This window comes from Halomonas sp. XH26 (assembly GCF_024138895.1).
Classification (GTDB): Bacteria; Pseudomonadota; Gammaproteobacteria; order Pseudomonadales; family Halomonadaceae; genus Vreelandella; species Vreelandella alkaliphila.
On the sequence record NZ_CP071889.1, the window covers coordinates 470,454 to 496,481 of the forward strand.

The window sequence follows — 26,028 nt, forward strand, 5'->3', positions numbered from 1 at the left end:
TCATGAGCAAAAAAGTCAAAGTGGCCATCATTGGCTCCGGCAATATCGGCACCGATCTGATGATTAAAATTCTGCGGCACGGCCAGTACCTTGAAATGGGAGCCATGGTGGGAATTGATCCGGCCTCAGACGGTTTGGCGCGCGCCCAGCGCTTCGGCGTCCCTACGACTGCCGAGGGAATTGATGGTCTGCTGGCTATGGAGAATGTTGACGACATCAAAATTGTCTTTGACGCCACTTCTGCTGGCGCCCATAAGCGTCACAACGAGATGCTACAAGATCGCGGTATCAACGTCATCGACCTGACCCCGGCAGCCATTGGTCCCTATGTGATTCCGTCGATCAATATGGATGAGCATCTGGATGCCCCGAATATCAATATGGTTACGTGTGGCGGTCAGGCCACCATCCCTATGGTAGCGGCAGTTGCCCAGGTTGCCAGAGTGCACTACGGCGAGATTGTCGCCTCTATTTCCAGCAAGTCTGCTGGCCCGGGTACCCGCGCCAATATTGATGAATTTACCGAGACCACCTCCCAGGCCATCGAATCCTGTGGCGGTGCTGCCAAGGGTAAGGCAATCATCGTTCTCAATCCTGCCGAGCCTCCATTGATCATGCGCGATAGCGTTTTCGTACTCTCTGAGGAGGCAGACCGAAACGCCATTGAAGCCTCTATCAATGCAATGGTGGCTGCGGTGCAAGCCTATGTGCCGGGCTATCGCCTTAAACAGCAGGTGCAGTTCGAGTCAGTGCCCGTGGAGTGTCCGGTTAACTTACCCGGCCTAGGCCTAACTCACGGTCTCAAGACCTCGATCTTCCTGGAGGTTGAAGGGGCTGCTCACTATTTACCAGCCTATGCCGGCAATCTAGACATTATGACCTCTGCTGCGAAAAGCTGTGCTGAGCGCCTCGCTGAAACCCGCTTGCTGGCCGCCATTGCCTGAGGAGCTTCATGATGAACAAGAAACTTTATATCTCTGATGTGACCTTGCGTGATGGCAGTCATGCAGTGCGTCATCAGTACAGCATTGAGGATGTCCAGCGAATTGCCCGCGCGCTCGACGCAGCTAAAGTGGACTCTATTGAAGTCGCCCATGGTGACGGTTTGCAAGGATCCAGCTTCAACTACGGCTTTGGAGCCCACAGTGACCTGGAGTGGATTGCCGCAGTGGCCGAGGTGGTCGAGCATGCCATGATCACCACCCTGTTGTTGCCTGGAATTGGCACCGTACATGACCTGGACGCAGCCTATGCTGCTGGTGCCCGGGGGGCTCGGATTGCTACCCACTGCACCGAAGCGGATGTCTCTCGTCAGCATATCGAGCATGCTCGCAAGCTGGGTATGGATACCGTGGGCTTTTTAATGATGAGCCACATGCAGACGCCCGAGGGGCTGGCCGAGCAGGGGAGGCTGATGGAGTCCTTCGGTGCCCAGACCATTTACGTGGTGGATTCTGGCGGCGCCCTGACTATGGATGGTGTGCGCGATCGCGTAAGCGCCATGAAAGCAGTGCTTAATCCAGCGACTCAACTAGGAATCCATGCCCATCATAACCTGAGTCTCGGCGTGGCTAACTCTATGGCTGCAGTGGAAGCAGGCTGTGACCGGGTCGACGCCAGCCTTGCAGGCATGGGGGCCGGCGCTGGCAATGCTCCCTTGGAAGTCTTCATTGCCGCTGCCGAACGCATGGGCTGGAATCACGGCACTGACCTCTACACCTTGATAGACGCCGCCGACGATATAGTGCGACCGCTGCAGGACCGTCCAGTGCGGGTAGATCGCGAGACCCTGGCGTTAGGTTATGCGGGCGTTTATTCCAGTTTTCTGCGCCACGCAGAGGCTGCCGCCGAGCGTTATGGTTTGAAAACGATTGATATTTTAGTGGAGCTGGGCCGCCGCAAGATGGTGGGTGGCCAGGAAGATATGATCGTCGACGTGGCGCTGGATCTTCTGGCTAAACAGGGAGAGCCCGCATGAGCATCAATATTTCCACCATCGCCACGGCACTGGATCAGGCTGCTCGACATGCCGAACCACTGGCTCAGTTCAGCACCCATACGCCTTTTTCTTTGGCGCAGGCCTATGAGATCCAGCGCGTCTCCATGCAGCGCCGCTACGCAGACGGCGAGCGCAGCATTGGTATCAAGTTGGGCTTCACTAGCCGCGCCAAAATGCAGCAAATGGGTGTGGACAGCCTGATCTGGGGCTGGCTTACCGATGCCATGCTGGAAGAGGACGGTGGCGAAGTGGCGCTGTCGCGTTATATCCACCCTCGTGCCGAGCCGGAAGTGTGCTTCCTGGTTGGTCGCGCTATCGACCGCCCACTGACCCTATTGGAGGCTGCCGAGCATATTGAGGCATTCGCGCCGGCCATCGAGATTATCGACTCCCGCTATGAGGCGTTCAAATTTAGTCTTGAAGACGTGGTGGCAGACAACTGCTCCTCCTCTGGCTTGGTGGTGGGGCCCTGGTCCCGGAACCTCTCGGGCCTGGACAACGCCGGAGTGCTGATGCGCCTGGATGGTCAACTGGCGCAGGTCGGCTCCACCGCCGCGATTCTCGGTAATCCGCTGCGCAGCGTGGCTGAGGCCTCCAAGTTGGTTAGCGAGGCGGGGCTCAGCCTGCCCGCTGGCAGCCTGATCATGGCCGGAGCCGCCACCGCTGCTGAAGCGTTGCGCCCAGGCGTCCACGTCAGTGTAGAAGTTGCCGGTTTCGGTGAATCCGCGTTCACCTGCCGCTAATCCAATAGCAAGGAGCATGTCATGCATACCAGCCGTGCCACCCTGGTTCAGGGCAAGGCCAAACCCCGGGGCGCTTTTCCTCATATCAAACGCGCCGGAGACTTTTTGTTTGTCTCTGGTACCAGCTCGCGTCGCCCAGATAACAGTTTCGAAGGCGTTGACGTCGATGAGATGGGGACCACTCAGCTTGATATTCGCTCTCAGACGCGGGCAGTGATTGAGAATATTCGCGACATCCTTGCTAGCGAAGGAGCGAGCCTGGCTAACGTGGTGGAGATCAGCACCTTCCTGGTCGATATGAACGATTTTGGCAGCTACAACGCCGTTTATGCCGAATATTTTGACGAGCAGGGCCCGACCCGGACGACGGTGGCAGTGCATCAGCTCCCCCACCCCCACCTGCGTATCGAGATCAAAGCGATCGCTTACGCACCAACTCAGTGAGGTGACTTCCATGGATAAGCATCACTACAGCGCACCGCTCAATTTCAATCGCTGGATTGAGGAACATGCCCATCTGCTCAAACCGCCTGTAGGCAACCAGCAGGTCTGGAAAGACAGCGATTACATGATCACCGTGGTGGGCGGCCCCAACCAGCGAACCGACTTCCACGATGACCCGGTGGAAGAGTTCTTCTACCAGTTCAAGGGCAATGCCTACCTGAACATTTGGAACGATGGTCGCTATGAGCGAATTGATCTCAAGGAAGGAGATATCTATCTGATGGCCCCTCATGTGATTCATTCCCCTCAGCGTCCAGAGCCCGGCAGTCTCTGCATGGTTATCGAAAAGACTCGGCCCCAGGGGCTGCATGACGCGCTGCAATGGTCCTGCGCGCGCTGTGGCAACCTCATCAAGCGCTACGAAATGCAGCTGGAGAGCATCGTCACGGACTTGCCGCCGGTTTACGAGCGCTTCTATGCCACGAGTGAGGAGGAGCGTCGTTGCAGCAACTGTGGCGAAATTCATCCCGGACGTGACTGGGAAACCTGGCATCGCATGCTCAGCGAGGTGCACGGTCAATGAAAATTGATATTCACTCTCATTTCATGCCGCGGATCAGTCAGGCCGAAGCGGCACAGCTTGATCCCGAGCGAGCGCCTTGGCTGAAAACCGAGGGGCGTAGTGGCCAGATCATGGTCGGTGATAAGCCTTTCCGGCCGGTCAACGATCTCCTCTGGGATGCTGAGCAGCGTCTGGGTTATCTGGACGAACAGGGCCTCGACGTGCAGATCATGTGTGCCACGCCGGTGATGTTCGGCTACGACCAACCGGTGAGTCGAGCGATGCCCTGGGCTCGGCTAATGAATGATAAAGCCCTTGAGATGACAGTCACGGCACCTGATCGCCTAAAGGTTCTCGCCCAGGTTCCGTTGCAGGACATTGATGCTGCCTGCCGGGAAGCGAGCCGCGCCAAGGAGGATGGCCACTTAGGTGTGCAGATTGGCAACCATGTCGGCCCTAAAGATCTGGACGAGGAGGGCTTGGTTACCTTTCTGCAGCACTGTGCCGCGGAGGGCATACCGCTGCTTGTGCACCCTTGGGACATGATGACCGATGGGCGCATGAAAAAGTGGATGCTGCCCTGGCTGGTGGCAATGCCAGCGGAGACCCAGCTGGGGATTCTGTCACTGATCCTGTCCGGCGCCTTTGAGCGTATCCCTACGTCGCTAAAACTCTGCTTTGCCCATGGGGGTGGTGGCTTTGCTTATTTGCTGGGGCGGGCCGACAACGCTTGGCGCCATCGCGACATCGTGCGCGAAGACTGTCCCAGCCTGCCCTCCAGCTATGTAAAACGCTTCTATGTGGACTCGGCGGTTTTCGATGATGGCGCGCTGAGTTTGCTAGTCGACGTGATGGGCAGTGATCGGGTGATGCTCGGTTCGGATGCTCCTTTCCCCCTGGGAGAGCAGTCTATTGGCGCAGGCGTTAGTGAACACCCAACACTGGCGGCAGAGGATAAGTCGCGAATCCTGGCCGGTAATGCTCGCGACTTTTTTGGAATTTAGCGCCCGTACAGAAAGCGCATACGCCTCAGGTATTCCATAAATCAATATCTGAGGAGGAATGGTTGATTTATAAATAATAGCTGCCCTGGCTAGACTTCTTAAGCATCCACCTGCCGCGTTTGGGATAGATCCAGGCGTGATTCTAACAACATAAAAAAGCTGAGATATCCTCATGAATAACGTCAACAAACTGGTATCTGCTACCTTTGCCATTGGCCTGACCATGGTTTCCTGGAGCGCTCAGGCGCGGGATTTTCGCTTGGGCATGATTACGCCGCCTTCCCATCTTTGGACGCAAGCAGCCGAAGCCTTTGGCGATGATCTGGCCGCTGCTAGTGGCGGCGAGCATAGCGTTAGCGTCTTTCCTTCTCAGCAGTTGGGAAACGAGGCACAAATGGTGCAGCAGCTGCAAGCGGGATCGCTGGATATGGCCTTTCTAACCATTGCCGAAATGTCTAACCGAGCGCCTGACTTTGGCGCTCTCTATGCACCCTACCTGGTAGAGGATGTGGCACATGCCGCGCGTCTGCTTCGCTCCGATACCGCAACCGACCTGCTTGAACTACTGCCAGCCCAAACGGGATTAGTCGGCATTGGCTATGGCATGTCCGGCATGCGTCAAATCCTCAGCCGTAATAGCATCGACTCGCCTGAGAATCTCGAGGGACTGCGGCTGCGCATCACCCCCTTCGAGCCGATTCGTGACTTCTACTTAGCGGCTGGAACAGCGCCAACACCGCTGCCCTTACCGGATGTTTACGACGCTCTGGCAAACGGTCAAGTAGATGCCATCGATATGGATTTCGAGGCTATCGAGGCACTTAAATTCTATGATCAGGCAGAGCATCTGCTGATCTCCAACCACATGATGTTTCCGATGGTAGGGGTAGTGTCTGGGCGCGTCTGGCGTGAGCTTGAAGAAACCGATCGGGAACTGATCAGAACCACTATGCAAGAGCACCTGAGCGGCGTCATTGACAGCGTGTTAGAGCGTGAGCCAGCACAGGAAGCCTCGCTACGCGAGCAAGACATCCGCGTGGTCGAGGTTGACCAAAGCTTCTTCCAGGAGGCTGTTGAGCGCTGGGAGGGTATCTGGGCTGATAAGGCTCCGATCCTATTGGAGCTGCGTGAAACGGCTGCTCAGCTGAAGGCTGAGTAATTCTTCTTGACGTGTTAATAAGTGCCCCAGGGTAGCCTGGGGTTGGAGCCATCTATGCTCAAGCAAATTTCCCATGGACTGGCTCGGCTCGAGGTCGCTGTCGCGGCGCTGCTGGCGGCAGCTGTCACCGGGCTGATTCTGCTCAATATCGTGACCCGGACGCTAGGCAGCCCGCTCTATTGGGTCGAAGAACTGGCCATTCATGCCATGGTATGGATGACTTTTTTGACTACCTCGGTAGTGCTCAAGCGCCGCGAAGGCATCGCGGTGACACTACTCACTGATTCGCTTCCACTCCGGTTTCAGGTGCTTTCCCGACTCACAGTAGATGCCATTGTGCTGTTGTTTGCCGCACTGATGCTGTGGTTGTGCTGGCGCTGGTATGACCCACTAACGTTATGGAGGGTGGGCTTCGATACCAGCGCCTTCCAGGCGGAAAGCTTTAATTTCATTTACTCCGAGCGAACTAGAACCCTAGGGCTGTCCAAATACTTGTCTTGGCTCTGTATACCGGTCTTCTCGATCTCGCTGGGACTGCACGGGCTGGTTAACTTGATCGATAGCCTGAAGGGGCTGTTGTCTGGAAAAAGGAGTCTGGCATGACGCTCGCTGTATTTACCTTATTGCTACTGGGAGCGGTACCGATTGCTCTGGTGCTGGCGTTAACCGCTGCTTGGTATATCGTCGCTTCCGGCAACACCCTGCTGTTCGTTTCTTATCCCCAACAGTTATTCGGTGCCATCGAGCACTATGGTTTGCTAGCGATTCCACTCTTTATGCTGGCAGGTGAGCTGATGAATGAAGGAGGTTTAACTCGGCGGCTAATAGATCTGGCGCGAATCCTTGTCGGTGGCTTCCGCGGGGGGCTGGTGTATATCAACCTGGTGGCCAATATGATGATGGCGGCCATTGTTGGCTCGGCGGCTTCGCAGATCGCCATCATGTCACGGGCCATGGTGCCTGCCATGGAGCAGGAGGGTTACGACAAACCTTTTAGCGCCGCGATTACCGCTGCAGGTGGGCTGATGTCACCGATTATCCCTCCATCAATGCTCTTCGTGCTATATGGAGTGATCGCCCAGGTGCCCATCGCCGATATGTTCGTCGCTGGCATTTTGCCTGGTTTGTTGATGGGGCTACTGTTCTTTATTGCCATCACTGTCATCGGCTTAGTGGAACAGTATCCCAAAGGTGACTGGCCAAGTCGTGACCAAGCGCGCGCCTACCTGCTGATGGGAGTGCCGGCGATGTCGATTCCGCTGATCATCATCGGTGGCATCCTAAGCGGTTTGGCCACACCTACCGAGTCGGCAGCCCTTGCTTCCCTGGCGGCCCTACTGATTGGCCGCTATGTCTACCGCGACCTAACTTTCGCGCGCTTACCCGATATTCTGCGGCGTACGGCCTTTAATGCTGGCCTGGTGATTATGTTGATCGCTGCTGCCGGTGTCTTCGGCTGGGTGATCATCTATGAGCAACTGCCGCAGATGGCTGCCGCTTGGATCGCCTCACTGACCACGGATCCCTTTATTTTTCTGCTGCTAGTAATCGGTGTGCTATTGCTAGTGGGAATGATCATCGACGGTATCGCTGCGCTCATCCTGGTAGTGCCGATTCTGTTACCTATCGCCACCCAGCAGTTTGATATCACCCCCTACCAGTTCGGCGTGGTGGTTTCCTTGACCCTGGTGCTGGGGCTTCTGACGCCGCCGGTAGGGGCGGGGCTGTTTATTAGTTCCTCCATGACCGGCGTGCCACCGATGAAGATCTTTCGTGCGCTGTTACCGTTCTTGGCGATGAGCTTAATCGCGCTGGTACTCCTGGCCTGGCAGCCCTGGCTGACCCTGGCGCTGCTCTAGTCTTTCCCGCCTTGCTCTCGAAACGACAACGCGCTTTGCTTTATTGTGCGTTGTTCGCTAACGATTCTCCTGTCTACACTCCTTAGAGCCGTATTGGCTTTACCTAATGATGGCGGCTATCGGTGTGCTACTGGGGCCTTACTCTTGGCCAATGCCTCCCACAGAGTGAGTGTACTCTGGGAATATCGTGCTCGATTCACTTCTAGATATGACTGCAAAGATGCAAAGTCGGCATGAGTATTACCTCATGCCGCTCGTTATTGGAATTTAATAAGATGTTTTATACCCGAGGCAGGAGACTTAGAACTTCAGGCGAAATCCAAGTTGAACTCCTTGTGGATTCTCGTCCGCTAGAGGAGAGTCAAGGTTCCAGCTGATCGGGTATCTGATATCTGTATTGCTCTGGTGATGGATGTAACCATATACACCATATAGGTCAATATTCTGTCTGTAATTGTAAATGTAGCCAAGGTTTATTCCGGCAGCATCACTAAGTACATCATTGTTGTCATCGTTTTTGTAAATCAGGCTCGCGGCTATATTGTGCTTGTTTCCAAAATTGTGCCTTATGCCCAACTGAAGGTCATTACCACTTGATTCGAAGTCTACCCAAGGTGCATAGGCATAATACCCAGAGTAACGATGAAGAATGGCCGTGAAATCGGTGTTTTCTATAGAGTATACCGACGTCAGGTAGATATCTGTGGACTGCTCTATAGTGTCCCGATCCCATAGGTTTCTCTGATACTTTCTATCCATAGCAATAGAGAAATACCAGGGGCTATCATTCCAGTAATCCAGAGATATGCTATAGACACGACCGTTTCGGCTCCCGTCTCGCTCTCCCTGGGTTGCCATCCCTCTAAACTGAAACCCTTCAATGCGAGGGCTGATATACATCAAGGAGCGGTCTTCACGCCATGGGGCATAGAAGACAGCGACATTATTGACCAAGCTATATTCGTTACCGAACATGGGGTCTGCATAGCCATAAGCATTGGCTGAAGGAGTATCTTGACGACCGATGCTCAGTGTTCCAAAACGTTGGGAAATTATCTGAGCGAATGCCTCGCGCTGACCTATGTCATCGTCTGAGTGCGGTCGGTACATGGCCTCGTAAATGCCCAAAATGGAAATATCATCGCTCAGATTTTTCTGAATTTTTAATTGAACTCTATTGGCGCTTAGCCCTGCGCCGGTGAATCGCTCAACGGTTTTCCCTCCCGATGTTGCTACCTCGTAGGCGATATCCAGTATTCCGGAAACTTTAATGTCGGCGCAGGCATATCCGCTCACGAAGGGAAGCGCGAGTAGGAGTTTTCGCATGATTTTCTCCGATAGGAAGAGGTACGCGGCAGCGGAGTGGTATTCGCTGCCGCGATCCATTCTCAATATTTTTGTGATTATTTAATTTTTGTTAATCGCGAGAAGGCCAGGAGGTCTCGGGAGGGGAAAAGCTTGGCTCCCCAAGAAGTGGGGTGGAAAGGGCATAGAACCCATGGTTGGTAAAGAGCCAGATAAGATTTCTGTCGTATTCGACATATACGCCATGCGCCAAGTTGCCCATGGCGTAATCGACGACACTGTCAGGGGCGAAAGGGGGTACAAAATAGGCTTCGATAGATGGCTCATCGGGGTTGCTAACATCGAAAACCTGAACGCCGGCATTGTAAAAGGCATAGGGAAGGATGCCTTCACGAGATGAACCCGGTTGGGTGTAATAGCCAGTTCTCTTCGGGCCAAAGCTACCTTTCCGCTGACAGAAATCGGTAAATTCGGCTTCGGCTGGTGGTGTCGGGCGAGGAAGTAGATGTCGAATATGTGGGTTGGTAGGGTCGCTGACATCTACCGCATAGATATCCTTGTAGGCTTCATAGCAATCCTCTGCCAATGGATAGCCGCTGTAATAGATTAATCCTGTCGCCTCTACCTGTGAGACATCAATGTTGTCTCCCTCGGTACCCGCTAAGCTGACTGGGAAATCAAGGTGGCCAACGACACGCATATTCTCCGAGTCGGTAATGTCCACAACATATAGCCCCATTCCCCCCATGGCGGCATAGCCATATTGGCCGCCTTCCTCGACGGGGGTGGGAACAAATAGTGACATGCGCGCTCCCATCCATGAACTACGGTTGCCGGCTCTGGGGTTGGCCAGAAAAGCCGCTTCGTGCTCCGGATCACCAACGATCTGCCCAGGTACGGTGAGTACATCGAGTAGCCTTGGGTTGCTGGGGTCAGACATATCCCAGGACTGGTAGCCGGCATTGTAAAGATCGTTGGGGTATTCGGTGAGTGCATGGCTATCACTTGGCGCGGCAGCGACATACATCACATCACCACCGAAGTAGGTGGGAATATCACGTACCCCGGATCCTTCCTGTTGACCATTAGGAGCATCGGGGTTGTTGATATCTGTCGTGCGAGTGGCGATCAGCTCCCAGTTTTCGGGAAGTGGGCCATTCATCTCGTATACCTTGAAACCTTTGAGGTGATCAGAGTTTCTTATCTCCTCGACTTCCTCCGGTTGTCGGTATTTGTCTTCGAGAACTCCGAAGCGCCTGACTTCGAAGGCCTGGATCATGATGTACTTACCGAGGCTGCTGCTCCACTGAATAGAAGCGGCACCGAACATGTCATTTTCGGGGTAGGGGTTGATCTCTTCACTTGGACCATTTTCATCCCAGGTTGCCCCCTTGGTATAGATAAGTTGAACGTCTCTTGGGTTAGTGATATCAAATATCTTTAGATCACGCCTAACATACTGATAAAGAAAGCGCTTTCCGTCGAAGTCGACTATGTTCTGCCAAGTGTGAAAGGGCTCCACCGTAATCGGATAGTAAGCCTCAATTGCCATGTTATGAATATAGCTACGGGTATCCCACTCATCTAGTTGTCCCTCGAAAGGATGGTTATCGTGTGAGAAGGGAGTAGCCACTGGGTGGGTAAAGCGACCTGTTTGTGGGTCTATGCCATAGCTGTCTGAAGTGGGATGGGGAGTTTCCTTCCCTAGAGCCAGCGATGCTTGGCTCTTTACATGAGGGTCAATAATATTGACCGGGCCATGGTCGGCTGCCTGGAGCACCGGGCTCGATAGGAGTGCGATCATTATGGCTAGCTTATATCGATATGCGCTGTTGGAAATAATTGAATCAACTCTAGAAGGTTTATTGTTCATTGTTAGCCTTTTTTATTGTGAGTGTTGTGACGAAGTAGGCGCCCTAACTTTTAGATGTATTGTTTTTTACTGGAGATAAAAGTGTTTTTAATACTCCTCTGGTGGGTGGTCTGATTTTTCTAAAGCGATGCTAGCCTCAATTCGTCATGACTATTGAATAAAAAAATATGGCTCTGGTATTCCTTCAGGTAATACTGGGCGGCTGACTAGCGTGACAAGGGGGATTGGCTCAGGGCTTATTTAAAGGAATTCGAATGATGTGTTAGCGAGGGGTTTGAAAAAGTGGAAAGAGGAGCCTGGAGACACTCCTACTGCTCCAGGCGTCTGGCTGCCGGCTAGATCATAATCTTGAGTGGGCCACCCACCTTGAGGGTATTCATGGCCACCTGAGTGGCAATGTCACGTATCCCGGGCAGGCTGGTTACTGCGGTGGAAAGAAAGCGCGATAGCTCGCTCAAATCTTCCACCATGACTTTGAGAATAAAGTCGTGGTTGCCGGTAATTGCGTGGCAGTCGATAACTTCATCCCTTGTTAATAACTCTGCCACAGCGTCGCTGGGTGAAGCCATGCGGGCTTTATCCATCGAGAGAAAAATAAAGGCGGTGACTTTAAGCCCTAGCGCTTCCGGGTCGAGGCGCAGGGCGTGCCCCTGGGTAACTCCATTTTCCTCCAGTCGGACGATACGTCGTGAGCACTGGCTGGGAGAGAGATTTACCGTCTCGGCCAGAGCGGTCAGGGTCAGGCGCGCATCACGCTGTAGAGCGTGAAGAATTCGTCGATCAAAGCGATCTAGGTTTTCCAATGTATTTATCCTTGGTTTAGTGCAAAAATATTGCACATATTGGCCCTATATCGCTGAATTACGCAAACCTTTCCCCACGTATTCCTTTTAGAATTTTGCACAGGTATCCAACTCAATTACCTGGAGCACACGATGACACCAACCCTTGATAACGTGCATGAAATGGATCGCCGTGACCCTTTGGCCGGTTTTAAGGCTCGCTTTGCCCTTCCGGAGGGCATGATCTACCTGGACGGTAATTCTCTAGGTGCCCAGCCAGCAGTTGCCAGAGATGCGTTGGCAGCCACCTTGGACCAGTGGCGTGATGAGCTGATTAAAGGCTGGAACCAAGGTTGGTTTGATGCGCCTGAACGCTTAGGGGATCTACTGGCACCGCTGATCGGTGCTCAGGCAGGAGAGGTCATTATCAATGACAACATTTCGATTAATATATTTAAGTTATTAGGCTACATCGCTGATTCTCAAGAACGTTCACGGCCAGTGATTTTAAGCGAGGGTGGCAACTTCCCGACCGATGGCTATATCGCACAGGGGTTATGCCGCCTTGCCGGTTTCGAGCATCGGGTTCTTCCTGAGGGGGCAGCGCTGTCGGACTATGTGGATGAGCAAGTAGCCGCCGTGGTGCTGAGCCAAATCAATTATCGCACCGGGCGCCAGCGCGATATGGCTGCTATTACCGCTGAAGTGCATAAGCAGGGCGCCGAAGTCATCTGGGATTTGGCTCACTCCGCTGGAGCGATACCGGTTGATCTGAACGGTTGTGGCGTCCGCTACGCAGTTGGTTGCACCTACAAATACCTCAATGGAGGGCCTGGAGCGCCTGCCTTTATCTATGTGCATCAAGATCATCAGGATGGCGGCTGGCAGCCACTCTCCGGCTGGCACGGCCACGCTGCTCCGTTTGCCTTCGATGGTGACTATGTGCCGGCTCAGGGCATCACTCGATTTCGCAGTGGCACCCACTCGGCACTTATTTACTCTCCCCTAGAAGCCTCACTTCGGCTTTGGCAGGAGGTCGATATGAATGCCCTGCGGCAAAAAAGCTTAGCCATGGGGGATTTGTTCCGCGATTGCCTAGCCGATCTCATTAAAGCCGAGGGTATTGAAGACATCACCCCGCCTCATGCTGAACGCGGTAGTCAGGTGGCATTAATTCACCCTGAGCATGGTTATGCCATCGTCCAGGCGTTAATTGCTCGGGGTGTAATCGGTGACTACCGGGAGCCTGGGTTAATGCGCTTTGGCTTTACTCCTCTCTATCTTAGCTATGAAGACGTTTGGCAGGCCGCACGCCATTTCCGTGAGGTGGTGGAGCACCGTGAATATCTAGAGCCTCGTTTCCAAGTGCGCTCAGAGGTCACCTAAGGTGAGTTTCTGCGAGGAACGTGACGCCCGAGGACGGGCCTATTCGCCGAGCCTTTGGGCACGGGACTTCGAAGCGACTCTGGATCGCCAAGCTGAACGAGGGGCTTGTTTACGGGCGCGTCATCAGCCGAGGCGTTTGGTCTACGGAGCCCACGCATTGGAGGGACTCAATCTCTTTCTTCCCGAAAACCAGGGTCCCTGGCCGTTGATGGTTTTTTTGCATGGCGGCTATTGGCAGCAGCTGGACGCGATGGCGACTGATTTCATGGCTGAGTCATGGCTGTCGCGAGGATGGGCTTTTGCCTCACTGGACTATCCACTGGCCCCAGAGGTCAATATCGAGACCATGGTGGCGGCTTGCCAGCAGGGCGTGAGGTATTTGCAACGCGAAGCCAGCACCCTTGGGCTAAATGGTCGTATCTACCTGGGAGGCCATAGTGCCGGTGCTCAACTGGCTATCATGAGCTGCCTGGGGAATGGACGTCTGGAGGGGATTGAAGCTCTATGGTTGATCAGCGGTATTTATGATCTGCGCCCACTGGCAGGAACCTATATCGATGAACCTCTTCAGTTGGATGGCGCACAGGCTGAACGGCTTAGTCCTTTATGCTATGACTTGCAGGGCCTGGCGCCACTGATGCTTGTGCATGGTGAATTTGATCCACCGAGCTTTCGTAGCCAGGGAGAGGCGCTATATGAGCGCGCTTTAGCAGCGGGTGTGGCGGCAGAGCTATGTCCGCTGCCCAATTGTGATCATTTCGACATTCTCGAACGGCTCGAGGCACTACCTTTTTGAGCTGATTTCTTAACGTGATGAGATAATTCCAATGACAAAATCTCAAACTGAAAATGCAGATAATAAAGCTGCTCCTAGTGGTCGTGCCCAGTTCAAAAGCCGTTTCGGCTTTTTAATGGCTGCTGCGGGCGCGGCGGTGGGCCTTGGCAATGTATGGAGCTTTCCCTCAATGGCCGCCAATAACGGTGGTGGCGCTTTTCTGTTGATCTATGTCGGGATGGCCTTTGTCCTCGCTTACCCCGCATTGATGGCGGAGTTGACTTTAGGACGTTATGCCCAAAGTGGCGTTATAAATGCCATGGGGCAGCTGGGAGGAAAGGGAGTGCCGCGACGAGCGGGGCAACTGATTGGCCTGGGAGCCATCTGTGTGGCTACGTTAGGCTTGACCTTCTATGCCATTGTTACAGGATGGCTAATTAGCCAAGCATTAGGGCCTGTAGCACATGTGCTTGGAATGAGCACGGTGGAGAGCTGGTTGGCGGAGAGTAGCATCGGACGCGATTGGTGGTTGGCATTGGTGGCTATGGCCATGACGATTTGCGTGGTGCTACTGGGGGTTAATCGCGGCATTGAGCGCTGGACCAAACGTCTGATGCCTCTATTGATCGTTACCATGCTGGTATTGATTTTAACTATTCTCACCTTCGACGGGGCGATAGAAGGGTTAACTGTTTATCTATTGCCTGACTTTTCACAAATTAATGCCGAGCTGATGCTAGATGCCATGGGGCAGGCTTTCTTCTCACTGTCCATCGGCATTGGTGCCATGGTGGTCTATGGTTCTTATCTGAGTCGCAATGCGAACTTACCCCGAGTGGGGGCCCAGGTGATGTTTATTGATATGGGTGTGGCGTTTATCGCGGGCCTTTTGATTATTCCGTCGCTCTATGTGGCCAAGGCTGTTGGAGTTGAGGTTTTGAATGAGCAGGGGGAGCTGACCAGCTCTGCGACGTTGCTGTTCGATGTGATGCCGGCGATGTTTGCTCGGTTGGGTGTCATAGGTGGCGTGATGGAAGTGCTGTTTTTTGGGTTATTAGCGGTTGCGGCACTGACATCAATGTTTCCTGCGCTGGAGGTGCCAGTATCGACCCTGGAGGAAACAGGCAGTTTGTCACGTCGTTTTTCAACATTTCTGATTGGCGGCATTGCGTTTGCAGGATCGACGCTCATCCTGCTTAATTTTGATCTGTTGTTTGGTTTAGTGATCGGCCTCACCATTAATAGCATGCCGGTGATTGGCGCTTTAGTTTGCCTCTATGTAGGCTGGCTAATGTCTCGAAATGCTAAGCTTAAAGAGTTGTGTCAAGGCGCTCCGGAGATCGAGAACACTCTATTTTGGCGGCTGTGGCCATGGTATATCCGTGTGGTCTGCCCATTAATGATTTTAGTGGTTATGGTGCGAAGTCTCTCCTAATAATCCTTCTTTGTAGCTTTGTACTACTAACAGTTCGAACGCTTCATTGTAAAAAACACCCCAATCGTTGGATGAGTGTCCAACTTTTGGGGTGTAGCCCACCTCTCGGTAACGGCTTTTTCTATGTTTGGTAGCGGGGACGCTCATGCCGCCAAACTTGCTGCGCCAAAGGTAATAACTTGCTTCCGAGAAACCGTGCCGACGACATAGCTCCTTGATGGGGAGTCCCGCCTCCGCTTCGCCCAAGAAGCCAATGATCTGTTCTTCGCTGAAACGCTTCTTAATGTCCAATCTCCTTAGCATAGGATCGGACTCTAAAGTGTAGCGCTACTCAATCTGGGGGTGACGTCGAGGTGGTGGATCTCAGGGCTGACGAGCGCACGACTGTAGGTATGAACGGTCTGTTTCAGGCGGCTCGCTCACGCGCACGTATCTACCGGAACGAAGCTAACTTCATCGCCATGATTTACCTAATTGGTAGCCCGGTTGGGCGCCTGTTCGATCAGGCCAAATCCACATTAAGCGGCGAAGAACCTTGAATCCCTCACCCCAGTGAACCTGGCTGCGGTGAGAGCTTTTTTAGTTGTAGGTAAAGGTAATTTATTTAATGGTTTCAAAGAAATCAATCCATATACAAATAGTTTGTTTAGCGCTTTTTTATCTTTTTGTTATGTGATGGACGTTGAGGCATAGATCCACAGTCGATGGCAGCGATGGCGTTAGCTGCACGTTGTAAAGCTGGAAGATACTCCAAGGCTTTCTCTCGAGACATGCGCATGATTGGTGCTTGAATTGCAATACCGAGGTTGGATCTTCTCCCATCAGCATGTGTGGCCAGTACAGCAATGCAAATTAGGCCTGAGAGAAACTCTTCATCATCAAAAGCATATCCAGACTGATGCACGCCTTCTATTTCGGCTTCTAGAGCTTCGAGATTAGTAAGTGTATTGCGAGTAAATGCTTTCAGAGGAGCTTCGTTCAATAAGCGCTTGCGCTGAGCGGGAGGCATCTGAGCAAGAAAGAGCTTACCGCTGGCTGAGCAGTGCACAGGAACCCGAGAACCTGGGTGCAAGTAGAACCGCAAAGCCTCAGAGGTTTCGACGCGATCTAGGTAGAGCACTTCTCCACCTGACAGGGCTGTTATGTTGCAGCTTTCACCTATCTCTTCTACAAGCTGGCTGAGCACTGCGTGACGGGCGCCGTGCACAGTGTCGTTGAGGAGCAGGTTTTCTGCGAGCCGCCTAAGTCGGCTGCCTCTGCTGTAGTAGCGGCTATCGGCTTCTCGCTGCAACATGCCAGAGCTTTCCAGCTGCTGCAGCATACGGTGCAAAGTAGGCTTAGGTAACTTGGTCTCAGTAACAAGACTTTGCAAACTAAAAAATTGATCTTTTTCGGCAATTACTTCCAGCAGCGCCAGTAGGCGTTGAGCGGGGGTGTCGCCGTCTAACGTTGTCATATCGGATTTTTGACGGGTCATGGCATTGTCTCCCTTTGTTGTCCAAGGTATTCGATTCTTTAAAAGAAATCAATTTGTTCCGTTTTTTGATATTTATCGTTGACGCTTGAGCATTTATTGAGCTAGATTCCGTAAATATTCTGTAAATCGGAATATTTTGTACCGAAAAATAAATTTAACGCCACGTGATGCGGAGAGTCCCAATGAGCAACCCGATTCCTGATACCCGCCCAGTCGTCCAGGGCAAGCAGACCATGACCCCGTCAGAGGCCTTCGTCGAAACCCTTGTGGCTAATGGCGTGACAGAGATGTTTGGCATCATGGGCTCGGCATTCATGGATGCCATGGATATCTTCGCCCCGGCCGGCATTCGCCTGGTCCCGGTGGTGCACGAGCAGGGCGCCGCCCACATGGCTGACGGCTATGCGCGGGTCTCTGGTCGTCACGGGGTGGTCATTGGTCAGAACGGCCCTGGCATCTCCAATTGCGTGACCGGCATCGCCGCAGCTTACTGGGCGCATAGCCCGGTGGTGATTGTCACCCCCGAAGCGGGTACCAACGGTATCGGCCTGGGCGGGTTTCAGGAATGCCACCAGCTGCCGATGTTCCAAGAGTTCACCAAGTATCAGGGGCACGTCACTCATCCGGCCCGAATGGCCGAGTACACCGGTCGCTGCTTCGATCGCGCCATGTCCGAGATGGGTCCGACCCAGCTGAACATCCCGCGCGATTACTTCTATGGCGAGATCGAATGTGAAGTTCCCGAGCCTTCACGTCTGGATCGTGGTCCCGGCGGTACCCGAACCCTCGACGAGGCTGCCGAACTATTGGCCAATGCCAAGTTCCCGGTGATCGTCTCTGGTGGTGGAGTGGTCATGGCCGACGGCGTCGACGCCTGCAAGGCACTGGCCGAGCGCTTGGGAGCGCCGGTAGTTAATAGCTACCAGCACAACGACTCCTTCCCTGCAAGCCATCCGCTATGGTGCGGTCCGCTCGGCTATCAGGGCTCGAAGGCTGGTATGAAACTGATTGCCCAGGCAGATGTGGTGGTGGCGTTGGGCACCCGCCTAGGGCCCTTCGGCACTCTGCCGCAGCATGGCCTGGACTACTGGCCAAAGGACGCCAAGATCATTCAGATTGATGCCGATCATAAGATGCTTGGTTTGGTGAAGAAGATTGCAGTAGGTATTTGTGGCGACGCCAAAGAAGCTGCTCAGGCGCTTACCGAACGTCTGGCTGGTCGCGAACTGGTTTGTGATGCTACCAAGACAACACGTGCCGATAAGATTGCCAGTGAGAAGTCAGCCTGGGAGCAGGAACTTGATGCCTGGACCCATGAGAAAGATCCGTTCAGCCTCGATGCCATCGACGAAGCGCAAGGCGAGACGCCGTTCTCTGGCGGCGAGTATCTGCACCCGCGTCAGGTGCTGCGTGAGCTTGAAAAAGCCATGCCTAAGGATGTAATGGTTTCCACTGATATCGGCAATATCAACGCTGTAGCGCACAGTTACCTGCGCTTCGAAAAGCCGCGCAGCTTCTTCGCGCCCATGAGCTTCGGCAACTGCGGCTATGCACTACCGACCATCATCGGAGCCAAAGCGGCAGCACCGCATCGTCCAGCGATTGCTTATGCTGGCGACGGCGCTTGGGGGATGAGCTTGATGGAAACCATGACGGCCGTGCGTGAAAACATCCCGGTGACCGCGGTGGTGTTCCACAACCGTCAGTGGGGCGCGGAGAAGAAGAACCAAGTGGAATTCTACAACCGCCGTTTTGTCGCTGGCGAGTTAGACAATCAGAGCTTCGCCGAGATCGGTCGAGCGATGGGTGCCGAAGGCATTACCGTGGACCGGCTGGAAGACGTGGGGCCAGCACTGAAGAAGGCGGTGGACATGCAGATGAATGAGGGTAAAACCTGCATCATCGAAGTGATGTGTACGCGCGAACTGGGTGACCCCTTCCGCCGGGATGCACTGAAAAAGCCAGTGCGTTTGCTAGAAAAGTATCAGGACTACGTGTAAGCGAACACTTATGTGGCATTTCCCCCAGCAATGCTGGGGGTTTTTTGTATACGCTAACCCGCTTACATGAGGAAAAAGTGTATGAAAGCCTTGAATGCTATTCTCGACAAAGCGCGCCGAAGCCCTCGCCGCATCGTGCTATGCGAGGGAGAGGACGAGCGCGTATTGCGTGCTGCGGCAAAAGCCGCTGAAGATGGTATTGCTGTACCTACTGTGGTTGGTAGACGACATAATATTGAGGCGTTGGCAACAAGGCTTGATATCGACGTGTCGGGCATCAAACTGTTGGATCCATCCGATTCATCAGTGACCAATAGCTTGGCCGATGAGCTATTTGCATTACGCAGCCGAAAGGGGATGACGCGCGAGCAAGCCCAAAAAGTGGTGATTGAGCCGCTATGCTTTGCCAATCTTCTGGTTCGTCAAGGCTATGTGGATGGTTCTGTCGCCGGTGCCGCTTATACTACGGCCGATGTAGTTAGGAGCGCGATTCAGCTGATCGGCCTGGCGCCAGATAGCACCTTGGTTTCGAGTTTCTTTCTGATGATGCTGTGCAAGCCGTTTCATAGCCTTAAGGGTGGAATGATTTTTTCGGATTGCGGGCTAGTCATCGATCCGGACGCCGAGCAGCTGTCTCAGATCGCCATGGCGGCGGCAGATAGTGCCGAGTCTTTGCTGGGTGAGGAACCCCGAGTCGCCATGCTGTCGTTTTCGACCAGTGGCAGTGCTCAGCACCGCAACGTCGAAAAAATTGTGCAGGCGGCAAGGCGGGTCAAGGCTGACCGTCCATCGCTTGCCATTGATGAAGATGTGCAGCTAGATGCTGCTATCGTCGCCGATATTGCGGAGCGAAAGCTTCCTGGCTCGCAGGTAAAGGGGAGAGCCAATGTGTTAGTTTTCCCCAACCTTGAGGCTGGTAATATCGGCTACAAACTGGCTGAGCGCATCGGCGGAGCCGAAGCAGTCGGGCCGCTGCTTCAGGGGTTAGCGAAGCCGGCCAACGATCTTTCGCGAGGCTGTAGCGTTGAGGATATCTATCACGTTATCGCCGTGACGACGGTACAGGCTCAGGCAGCTGACGCACGCCAGGGCAAATACCAGGGTGCGAGTGCCTGACCCATGGCCTTCGAGACATTACTGGCGTTTCTTGTGATCGCTGCTCTGGCCGGTTATTTTCAGACGGTGACCGGCTTTGGTCTGGGTTTGATCGTCATGGGGGTAACCAGTGGACTTGGTATCGCTCCAGTGGCGTCGGTTGCCGCGGTGGTCAGTCTGATGACGTTAATGAACTGCCTAATAGCGCTGCCCGGACGGTTGCAGCACATTGACTGGCCGTCGGCTCGGGCTGCCGCCATGGGCATAATACCTATGATTTTGCTTGGGGTGCTGCTGCTTGACTATCTTAGTGGCAGAGCCACAACCTTGCTCAGCCTGGTGCTGGGCTTGGTGATTCTCTACGGCGGTGCAAGCCTAGTGTTTCAGCCTAGTCGCCAGCAGCAGCTCTCCTCTCGAAGCAGTTTTGCACTGTTCGGCGGCCTTTCGGGTTTACTGGGCGGACTCTTTGGCATCGCCGGCCCGCCATTGATTTATCACTGCTACCGTCAACCCATCGAGCCGGTGCGAATCCGCAATCTTCTGATCCTGCTGTTTGCGGTGACTTCAGGAATGCGTACGCTGTTTGTCACCTCGCAGGGGCAAATGAATGCCGAGATTCTTTGGCTGACGGCCTGGTCTATGCCTGTCATTGCCATAGCCACCTACGCGGGACGCCGGTTCCCGCTGCCCTTTTCCTCCCTAGTCATGCGCCGTATCGCTTTTGTGGTGCTGGTAATGATCGGTATCAGCCTGATTGCCTCGGCGCTTGCTTGACTCCCTTCTTCTAACGTTCATTTGCTGAAGCGCTTCGTTTAAGCAAGGTTGTGCTCAAAGGTGTTCTTACAATGCCGCAGGAGTGGCACTCCTGTGGTCAATAATCTCGCCGCTTACCAATCGCAGGCGATAGCGTTTGAGCTCGCGTTTGACTAAAGGGGCAAGCAGATAGATGCCGAGAATATTGGGCACGCAGATTACGAATACCAGCGCGTCGGAGAGCGTGAGCATCGACTGCAACTGGATCATCGACCCAACCACGATAAAGATGCAGAACAGAAGCTTAAAGAGGCTGCGCCCCCAAAGGCCTTCGCCGAACAGGTAGCACCAGCCCTTGAGGCCGTAGTACGACCATGAGACGGCGGTAGAGAAGGCGAACAGCAGGGCGGCTACCGACAGCGGCAGCGGAAACCAGGCCACATTTCGTTCGAAGGCCTGGGATGTCATCTGGATGCCGCTGGCGGTTTCGGTGAGCGCCGGATCGTAGTAGAGGGTGGTAACGATCACCAGGCCAGTGAGGCTGCAGATTATGATGGTATCTACAAGCGGCTCGAGCAGTGAGACATAACCCTCGGTCATCGGGTCGTGGGTGCGCGCCGCGGCATGAGCGATGGCTGAGGAGCCGATGCCGGCTTCGTTGGAGAACACCGCTCGCTGAAAGCCGATGATCATGGCGCCCAGGGTGCCACCCGCGATGCCCTCGGCGGTGAAGGCGCCGTGGAAGATCGCCTGGATGGCGAAGGGAATCGCTTCGGCATTCATGACGAGGATGAGCAGCGCCATGCTGCAGTAGAGAGCAGCCATGACGGGCACCACCTTCTCAGTGACCCGGGCAATGGACTTGATTCCGCCGAGGATTACCAGCCCGATCAGTGTCGCCAGCACAACGCCGAATAGCCACCCCTTGTCGGCAAACCAGCTGGTTTCGGCACCGCCGGTGACATTGACAAACTGCATGAAGGCCTGGTTGGACTGAAACATGTTACCAATGCCCAGACATCCAATCACAATACCGATTGCATAGAACTTGCCCATTGCCTTGCCGAGGCGGGGTAGGCCACGTTCGGCAAGGCCCTGGGATAGGTAGAACATAGGGCCGCCGGAAACACTGCCATCGGCGTTCTGTCGGCGATAGTGGGTGGCCAGAGAGCACTCAACGAACTTGGTGGACATGCCCAGGAAACCGGCCAGTATCATCCACAGCAGCACACCTGGCCCGCCCAGGGAAATAGCGATAGCGACACCGCCGATATTGCCGATACCCACGGTGCCGGAGACTGCGGTGGCCAGCGCCTGGAAATGTGATACCTCGCCGTGTGCCCAGGACTGTGCATAGTCGCCTCGCACCAGCTTGAAGGCATGGGGGAGGCCGTGCAGGTTGATAAAATTAAAGTAGAAAGTGCTGAATATCGCGCCGGCGATTAGCCACAACACCACCAACGGCAGCTCGGCGCCAAACAGTGGAATGCTAAAGAAGATCAGTGATGAGATCGCCGATGCCACAGGAGCGGTCAGGGTCTCGACCGCCTGGTCGATGCCACCCGCGTGAGCGCTGTTGCCTGCGCCTAGTAGCAATGTCGCTAGGCCACCGACCCAGCTGCGCGATAAGCGCTGGATAGTGAAGTACATAAGCTGAATGCCTCAGAAATTATTGTCATTGTTATAGTGACCAGCCACGACCAACTCTGCGGTTAACTTCTGTGTGGCTGACCAAGCCACTGCTTTACCAGCGTAGCAGGGCAGGGATAGCACGAATGGAACCAGTTTTTCCACGGCGATGGAGCCAGTAAGTATCGGTGCGGCTTGCCTGTCAGTGATGAAGTAAGAGGTGGGCAAGCCTACCTAGCCAATTGCCTAGTTGTTCAGCAGCCACAGCTCACCATCGATAGGCAGCATGGCGGCGACGGCGGCTGTGGCAATCACATGAGTAGTCGCGTTTTCGGGATCATGCACGTCGAGTCCGCCGTGAACTACGCGGACCTCGGCCCGGCCGCGGGGCAGCTCGGCTGACACCACTTTCTCGTCGACTCGTTCGGGATGTTGTACCCCGATGGTCACTTCCACACGCATCTCGCGGTGATCGATGCCCAGCGACTTGAAAAGCACAATGGATGAGTGGTGCAGGGCGTCCTGCACGGCGCGGCAGGCGGCTTTGGTATAGTCCTCGCCGTAGAGGTCGTTGCCGGTTCCCATCTCAAGTATGATGCGTTGCTCATTCATGACTGCGCTCCATGTCAAAGGAGACGATAACGGCGGCGTTGGCGATCACCGTGGTACCGCTTCCGTCGGGCTTGTTCACGTCGAGCCCCCCTTTGGCCACTGAGATACGAGGCTGGCCATAGGGGAAGATGCCGAGCAGGGCGTCGCTGTCCACGGCTTCTGGCTGTTGTACGCCAATTTCGACGTCGATCAGCATGGCCATCTTGGGAAAGCCGAAGGCGTCGGCCAGGTTCAGCGAGTTGTGCCAAAGGGCATCACGGATAGCCCGGGCTGAAGCCTCTGTATAGTTGCGGCTGCGTATAGAGGTGCCCATGCCGAACTGATGCACCATGCGGGTTTTGGCCATCTAAGGTCTCCATTGTGGGTTTATCTCTATTCGAGATTCACCAGTTGGCCGTCAGCGACGGCGGTGTCCGCCGATCAAATCGACGATTTCATCGAACAGGTGAGTATCTAACACCTGAGACATATCGGTAGCTAGGCTGCGACGGTAGAAGGGACTGAGATCCAGTCCCACGCCGAGCCCTAGTACCTCTACCTGACCCTCTCTAGTGCGACGAGAGACTACCTCCTTAAGATGGTTGTCCAGGTAGTAGGAGTCGTTGACCAAGTTGGTAGCGCTGTCGGCGGGGCAGCCATCGGAGATCACTATCAGAATGCGTCGGCTCTCGGGGCGAGCGAGGAGTCGCTCACAGGCCCAGTCCACCGCTTCACCGTCGATGCCCTCACGAAACAGATCGGGCTTGAGAAGAGCCGCAATGTCGGTACGGGCGCGCCGCCAGCTTCGCTCGGCGTCCTTGAACACCATGTGGCAGACTTCATTGAGACGTCCTGGCCCAGGGGGGCGTCCGCCGCGCATCCACGCTTGATAGGCGCGCCCACCATTCCAGGCCCCGGTAGTGAAGCCAAGCAGCTCGGTATGTGCTCCGATCATCTCGAGAGCACGCATCAGGCTCTCGGCCATCATCGTCACCGGCAGGATGTGATGCTTCATGGAGCCCGAGCAGTCGATCAGCAGGCAGACCATACAGTCGGTGTCTAGCTTGACCTGGTCGCGGTAGAACAGGCGGCGTTCGGTGGGGGAGCTGACCAGCTGGGCGAGTCGACGTCCATCGATACGGCCCTCTTCCTCGCCAAACATCCAGCCGCTGGGGCGTGGTTCCCAGAGTACGCTGCCAAGCTGGCGAGCCAGGCGAGGTAAGTTGATGGCCTGCTCGGCGGTAGCCTGATCCAGCCGATCACGGTACTCGCGCAGCAGGGCATGTCGGACCAAGCTGCCGGCCGCGACCTCACGATCGAAGTGGGTCGTAAATACACGGTAGGAGAGAGCGGCCTCCTCGAAGACCTTGCTACGCCCGGACGCTGCAGCCGCGATGCCGTTGTCATCGCCTTCGCCCTCATCGAAATCAAGGAGTAGGGCGAAGGCGTTGGTAGCTTCCTCTTCCTGATCGGCGTCTCCGCTATCTTTTTCGGCCGCCGCCCGTTCAGCGCGTACTCGCTCACCGACGAGGGTTGCGATCATCAACGCATGTTCGGCGTAGGTATTCTGGTCGTGACGATAGCGGCGCATGCCGGCCAGCGCGGTACCCATCTGGCCTACCAGGGAGGCTCGGGTACCCTCGATATAGTCCTCGGTCTCCTCTAGTACCGGCCGTGCATTCAGCCGTGACCAGCACATCTGTGCCACGGTGTAGAGCAGCAGGCCGATGCTGCCTTCTGTTACTCCGGATCGGTGGAAAGAGCGGGACCAGCGCTCGAAACGGTGATGAAGATTAGCGGCCATGCCTGGCATATTGTCTGGGGCTTTAGTCTCCACCCGCAGCTGCTCAAGCAGCTCGAAGACCAGCCTCTCGACCTGGTCTTCCGGGCAGAATAGGCGGTGAACGGCGGTATCGGAGTGTAGTAGGCGCAGGGCAATGCCATCGGCAGTTGCCCGACAATCGGTGAACGTATTGTACGCAGGGTCGATGCGCAGGTGCGGCGAATGGATCGGCAGGCGCGTTTCGCCTTGATACAGGCGCCTTCCGCGATAGTGCAGGTCGGCTTCACCAGTCATCGCGCGCAGGCTTGCCGCGCAAAGCTCCTCAATGCGCTGCTGGCGGCGAGCCTGCTGCTGGGCGCTCGCACTCATGACGGATCGGCCTCTCGCATCCAGGATTCGTCTAGTTCCTCGCCGAAGCAACGCTGATAGTACTCAGCGATAATCGGGCGCTCTGCCTCATCGCACTTGTTGAGGAAAGAGAGACGGAAGGCCAGAGCCGGATTGCGGAATATCTCGCAGTTCTCCGCCCAAGTGATCACCGTTCGCGGCGACATCAGCGTCGACAAGTCGCCGGTGGCAAAACCCCGGCGGGTGAGGTTGGCTACCGCCACCATTGAAGAGATGAGCTTGCGCCCTTTCTCGCTGTCTTTAGAGGGTACCCGGGCCAGCACGATGGCGACTTCCTCTTCGCGAGGCAAGTAATCGAGCTTGGCGACGATGTTCCAGCGGTCAATCTGGGCGTGGTTGAGCACCTGGGTACCCTGATAGAGCCCTGTGAGATTGCCTAGCCCAACGGTGTTGGCGGTTGCGAACAGCCGGAAGCTGGGGTGCGGGTGAATCACTCGGTTCTGATCGAGCAGGGTGAAGTGGCCATCTCGCTCAAGAATGCGCTGGATGACGAACATCACGTCTGGCCGACCGGCGTCATATTCATCGAAGATCAGCGCCACCGGCCGCTGAAGCGACCAGGGCACGATGCCTTCCTGGAATTCGGTTACCTGTACGCCATCGCGTATCACGATGGCATCCTTGCCGACAAGATCCATGCGGCTGATGTGTCCGTCCAGGTTGACTCTCAGGCAGGGCCAGTTAAGCCGAGCCGCGACCTGCTCGATATGGGTCGATTTCCCTGTTCCATGTAGCCCCTGAAGCATAACCCGTCGATTACAGGTGAAGCCAGCCAGTATGGCAAGGGTCACATCGGGGTTGAAGCGATAGGCTTCGTCTATTTCGGGCACATACTCATCTCGCTCACTGAAAGTGGGTATCTGCAGATCACTGTCAATGCCGAACAACTCGCGCGCGGACCTTAAGACATTGGGCTGGGCGTTCATCCGGTCTGTCATCACTGTCTCCTCGACCATCAAGAGCTTT

Annotated in this window: 24 protein-coding genes and 2 pseudogenes; 16 read left to right on the forward strand and 10 right to left on the reverse strand. The window is 54.9% G+C overall.

Going from position 1 to position 26,028, the window contains the following annotated elements:
* Positions 1 to 2: 2 nt before the first annotated feature.
* The 9 genes from J4377_RS02205 (at position 3) to J4377_RS02245 (ending at position 7,770) form a co-directional block, all read left to right on the forward strand.
* Positions 3 to 944 (forward strand): acetaldehyde dehydrogenase (acetylating), encoded by a 942-nt coding sequence (locus J4377_RS02205; protein WP_038480889.1) that lies wholly within the window; start codon positions 3 to 5, stop codon positions 942 to 944.
* Between the two features lie 11 nt (positions 945 to 955).
* Positions 956 to 1,978: a 4-hydroxy-2-oxovalerate aldolase gene (gene dmpG, locus J4377_RS02210; protein ID WP_253488096.1), complete on the forward strand. Its 1,023-nt coding sequence runs from the start codon at positions 956 to 958 to the stop codon at positions 1,976 to 1,978.
* On the forward strand, positions 1,975 to 2,742 hold the full coding sequence (locus J4377_RS02215) for a 2-keto-4-pentenoate hydratase (RefSeq protein WP_253486484.1): 768 nt from the start codon (positions 1,975 to 1,977) through the stop codon (positions 2,740 to 2,742). Before dmpG ends, J4377_RS02215 begins: the two co-directional genes overlap by 4 nt.
* Before the next feature lie 21 nt (positions 2,743 to 2,763).
* Positions 2,764 to 3,186, forward strand: coding sequence for a RidA family protein (locus J4377_RS02220; RefSeq protein ID WP_253486486.1), 423 nt, complete (start codon positions 2,764 to 2,766; stop codon positions 3,184 to 3,186).
* A gap of 10 nt (positions 3,187 to 3,196) precedes the next feature.
* Entirely contained in the window at positions 3,197 to 3,769 is a 573-nt protein-coding gene (locus J4377_RS02225) for a 3-hydroxyanthranilate 3,4-dioxygenase (protein ID WP_038480902.1), read from the forward strand.
* Entirely contained in the window at positions 3,766 to 4,752 is a 987-nt protein-coding gene (locus J4377_RS02230; protein ID WP_120385840.1) for an amidohydrolase family protein, read from the forward strand. The genes J4377_RS02225 and J4377_RS02230 overlap by 4 nt, the downstream gene beginning before the upstream one ends.
* A 172-nt stretch (positions 4,753 to 4,924) precedes the next feature.
* Positions 4,925 to 5,911 (forward strand): TRAP transporter substrate-binding protein, encoded by a 987-nt coding sequence (locus J4377_RS02235; RefSeq protein WP_253486488.1) that lies wholly within the window; start codon positions 4,925 to 4,927, stop codon positions 5,909 to 5,911.
* 54 nt (positions 5,912 to 5,965) lie between these two features.
* Positions 5,966 to 6,514, forward strand: a complete 549-nt coding sequence (locus tag J4377_RS02240; RefSeq protein WP_253486490.1) for a TRAP transporter small permease — start codon at positions 5,966 to 5,968, stop codon at positions 6,512 to 6,514.
* On the forward strand, positions 6,511 to 7,770 hold the full coding sequence (locus J4377_RS02245) for a TRAP transporter large permease (RefSeq protein WP_253486492.1): 1,260 nt from the start codon (positions 6,511 to 6,513) through the stop codon (positions 7,768 to 7,770). The genes J4377_RS02240 and J4377_RS02245 overlap by 4 nt, the downstream gene beginning before the upstream one ends.
* A 300-nt stretch (positions 7,771 to 8,070) precedes the next feature.
* On the opposite strand, the gene J4377_RS02250 is transcribed toward J4377_RS02245, so the two are convergent.
* The 3 genes from J4377_RS02250 to J4377_RS02260 form a co-directional block, all read right to left on the reverse strand.
* The gene (locus J4377_RS02250; protein WP_038480918.1) at positions 8,071 to 9,096 is read right to left on the reverse strand and encodes a porin; all 1,026 of its coding nucleotides are present in this window, start codon (positions 9,094 to 9,096) and stop codon (positions 8,071 to 8,073) included.
* 91 nt (positions 9,097 to 9,187) lie between these two features.
* On the reverse strand, positions 9,188 to 10,879 hold the full coding sequence (locus J4377_RS02255; RefSeq protein WP_253486494.1) for a hypothetical protein: 1,692 nt from the start codon (positions 10,877 to 10,879) through the stop codon (positions 9,188 to 9,190).
* Positions 10,880 to 11,283: 404 nt separating this feature from the next.
* Positions 11,284 to 11,751: an Lrp/AsnC family transcriptional regulator gene (locus J4377_RS02260; RefSeq protein WP_038480924.1), complete on the reverse strand. Its 468-nt coding sequence runs from the start codon at positions 11,749 to 11,751 to the stop codon at positions 11,284 to 11,286.
* Positions 11,752 to 11,883: 132 nt separating this feature from the next.
* On the opposite strand from J4377_RS02260, the gene kynU reads away from it, so the two are divergent.
* The 3 genes from kynU to J4377_RS02275 all read left to right on the forward strand — a co-directional run bounded on the left by kynU (position 11,884) and on the right by J4377_RS02275 (position 15,326).
* Positions 11,884 to 13,116, forward strand: a complete 1,233-nt coding sequence (gene kynU / locus J4377_RS02265; RefSeq protein WP_231658294.1) for a kynureninase — start codon at positions 11,884 to 11,886, stop codon at positions 13,114 to 13,116.
* A gap of 157 nt (positions 13,117 to 13,273) precedes the next feature.
* The gene (locus J4377_RS02270) at positions 13,274 to 13,912 is read left to right on the forward strand and encodes an alpha/beta hydrolase (RefSeq protein ID WP_253486496.1); all 639 of its coding nucleotides are present in this window, start codon (positions 13,274 to 13,276) and stop codon (positions 13,910 to 13,912) included.
* 31 nt (positions 13,913 to 13,943) lie between these two features.
* Complete coding sequence (locus tag J4377_RS02275) at positions 13,944 to 15,326, forward strand: sodium-dependent transporter (protein ID WP_038480934.1); 1,383 nt, start codon at positions 13,944 to 13,946, stop codon at positions 15,324 to 15,326.
* 117 nt (positions 15,327 to 15,443) lie between these two features.
* On the opposite strand, the pseudogene J4377_RS02280 reads toward J4377_RS02275, so the two are convergent.
* Positions 15,444 to 15,629: pseudogene (locus J4377_RS02280) on the reverse strand (transposase); the annotation flags it as partial.
* A 48-nt stretch (positions 15,630 to 15,677) separates the two neighbouring features.
* On the opposite strand from J4377_RS02280, the pseudogene J4377_RS02285 reads away from it, so the two are divergent.
* A pseudogene (locus J4377_RS02285) lies at positions 15,678 to 15,865 on the forward strand (ISL3 family transposase); the annotation flags it as partial.
* Positions 15,866 to 15,972: 107 nt separating this feature from the next.
* Here the strand turns inward: J4377_RS02285 and J4377_RS02290 are convergent.
* The gene (locus J4377_RS02290; RefSeq protein WP_095604643.1) at positions 15,973 to 16,803 is read right to left on the reverse strand and encodes an IclR family transcriptional regulator; all 831 of its coding nucleotides are present in this window, start codon (positions 16,801 to 16,803) and stop codon (positions 15,973 to 15,975) included.
* Between the two features lie 182 nt (positions 16,804 to 16,985).
* Between J4377_RS02290 and xsc the strand changes: the two genes are divergently transcribed.
* The 3 genes from xsc to J4377_RS02305 all read left to right on the forward strand — a co-directional run bounded on the left by xsc (position 16,986) and on the right by J4377_RS02305 (position 20,672).
* Positions 16,986 to 18,803 (forward strand): sulfoacetaldehyde acetyltransferase, encoded by a 1,818-nt coding sequence (gene xsc, locus J4377_RS02295; protein WP_253486498.1) that lies wholly within the window; start codon positions 16,986 to 16,988, stop codon positions 18,801 to 18,803.
* Between the two features lie 81 nt (positions 18,804 to 18,884).
* Positions 18,885 to 19,919 (forward strand): phosphate acetyltransferase, encoded by a 1,035-nt coding sequence (gene pta / locus J4377_RS02300; protein ID WP_095604716.1) that lies wholly within the window; start codon positions 18,885 to 18,887, stop codon positions 19,917 to 19,919.
* A gap of 3 nt (positions 19,920 to 19,922) precedes the next feature.
* Entirely contained in the window at positions 19,923 to 20,672 is a 750-nt protein-coding gene (locus J4377_RS02305; RefSeq protein WP_253486500.1) for a TSUP family transporter, read from the forward strand.
* Positions 20,673 to 20,738: 66 nt separating this feature from the next.
* On the opposite strand, the gene J4377_RS02310 is transcribed toward J4377_RS02305, so the two are convergent.
* The 5 genes from J4377_RS02310 to J4377_RS02330 all read right to left on the reverse strand — a co-directional run bounded on the left by J4377_RS02310 (position 20,739) and on the right by J4377_RS02330 (position 26,000).
* Complete coding sequence (locus tag J4377_RS02310; protein WP_095604714.1) at positions 20,739 to 22,301, reverse strand: sodium:alanine symporter family protein; 1,563 nt, start codon at positions 22,299 to 22,301, stop codon at positions 20,739 to 20,741.
* Between the two features lie 225 nt (positions 22,302 to 22,526).
* Positions 22,527 to 22,892: a Lin0512 family protein gene (locus J4377_RS02315; protein ID WP_095604713.1), complete on the reverse strand. Its 366-nt coding sequence runs from the start codon at positions 22,890 to 22,892 to the stop codon at positions 22,527 to 22,529.
* Positions 22,885 to 23,238 carry a Lin0512 family protein gene (locus J4377_RS02320; RefSeq protein WP_095604712.1) on the reverse strand — a complete coding sequence of 118 codons (354 nt, stop codon included), beginning with the start codon at positions 23,236 to 23,238 and terminating at the stop codon, positions 22,885 to 22,887. Before J4377_RS02320 ends, J4377_RS02315 begins: the two co-directional genes overlap by 8 nt.
* Positions 23,239 to 23,289: 51 nt before the next feature.
* Positions 23,290 to 25,023 (reverse strand): cobalamin biosynthesis protein CobT, encoded by a 1,734-nt coding sequence (locus J4377_RS02325; protein ID WP_253486502.1) that lies wholly within the window; start codon positions 25,021 to 25,023, stop codon positions 23,290 to 23,292.
* Positions 25,020 to 26,000: a MoxR family ATPase gene (locus J4377_RS02330; protein ID WP_095604710.1), complete on the reverse strand. Its 981-nt coding sequence runs from the start codon at positions 25,998 to 26,000 to the stop codon at positions 25,020 to 25,022. Before J4377_RS02330 ends, J4377_RS02325 begins: the two co-directional genes overlap by 4 nt.
* Between the last annotated feature and the right edge of the window lie 28 nt (positions 26,001 to 26,028).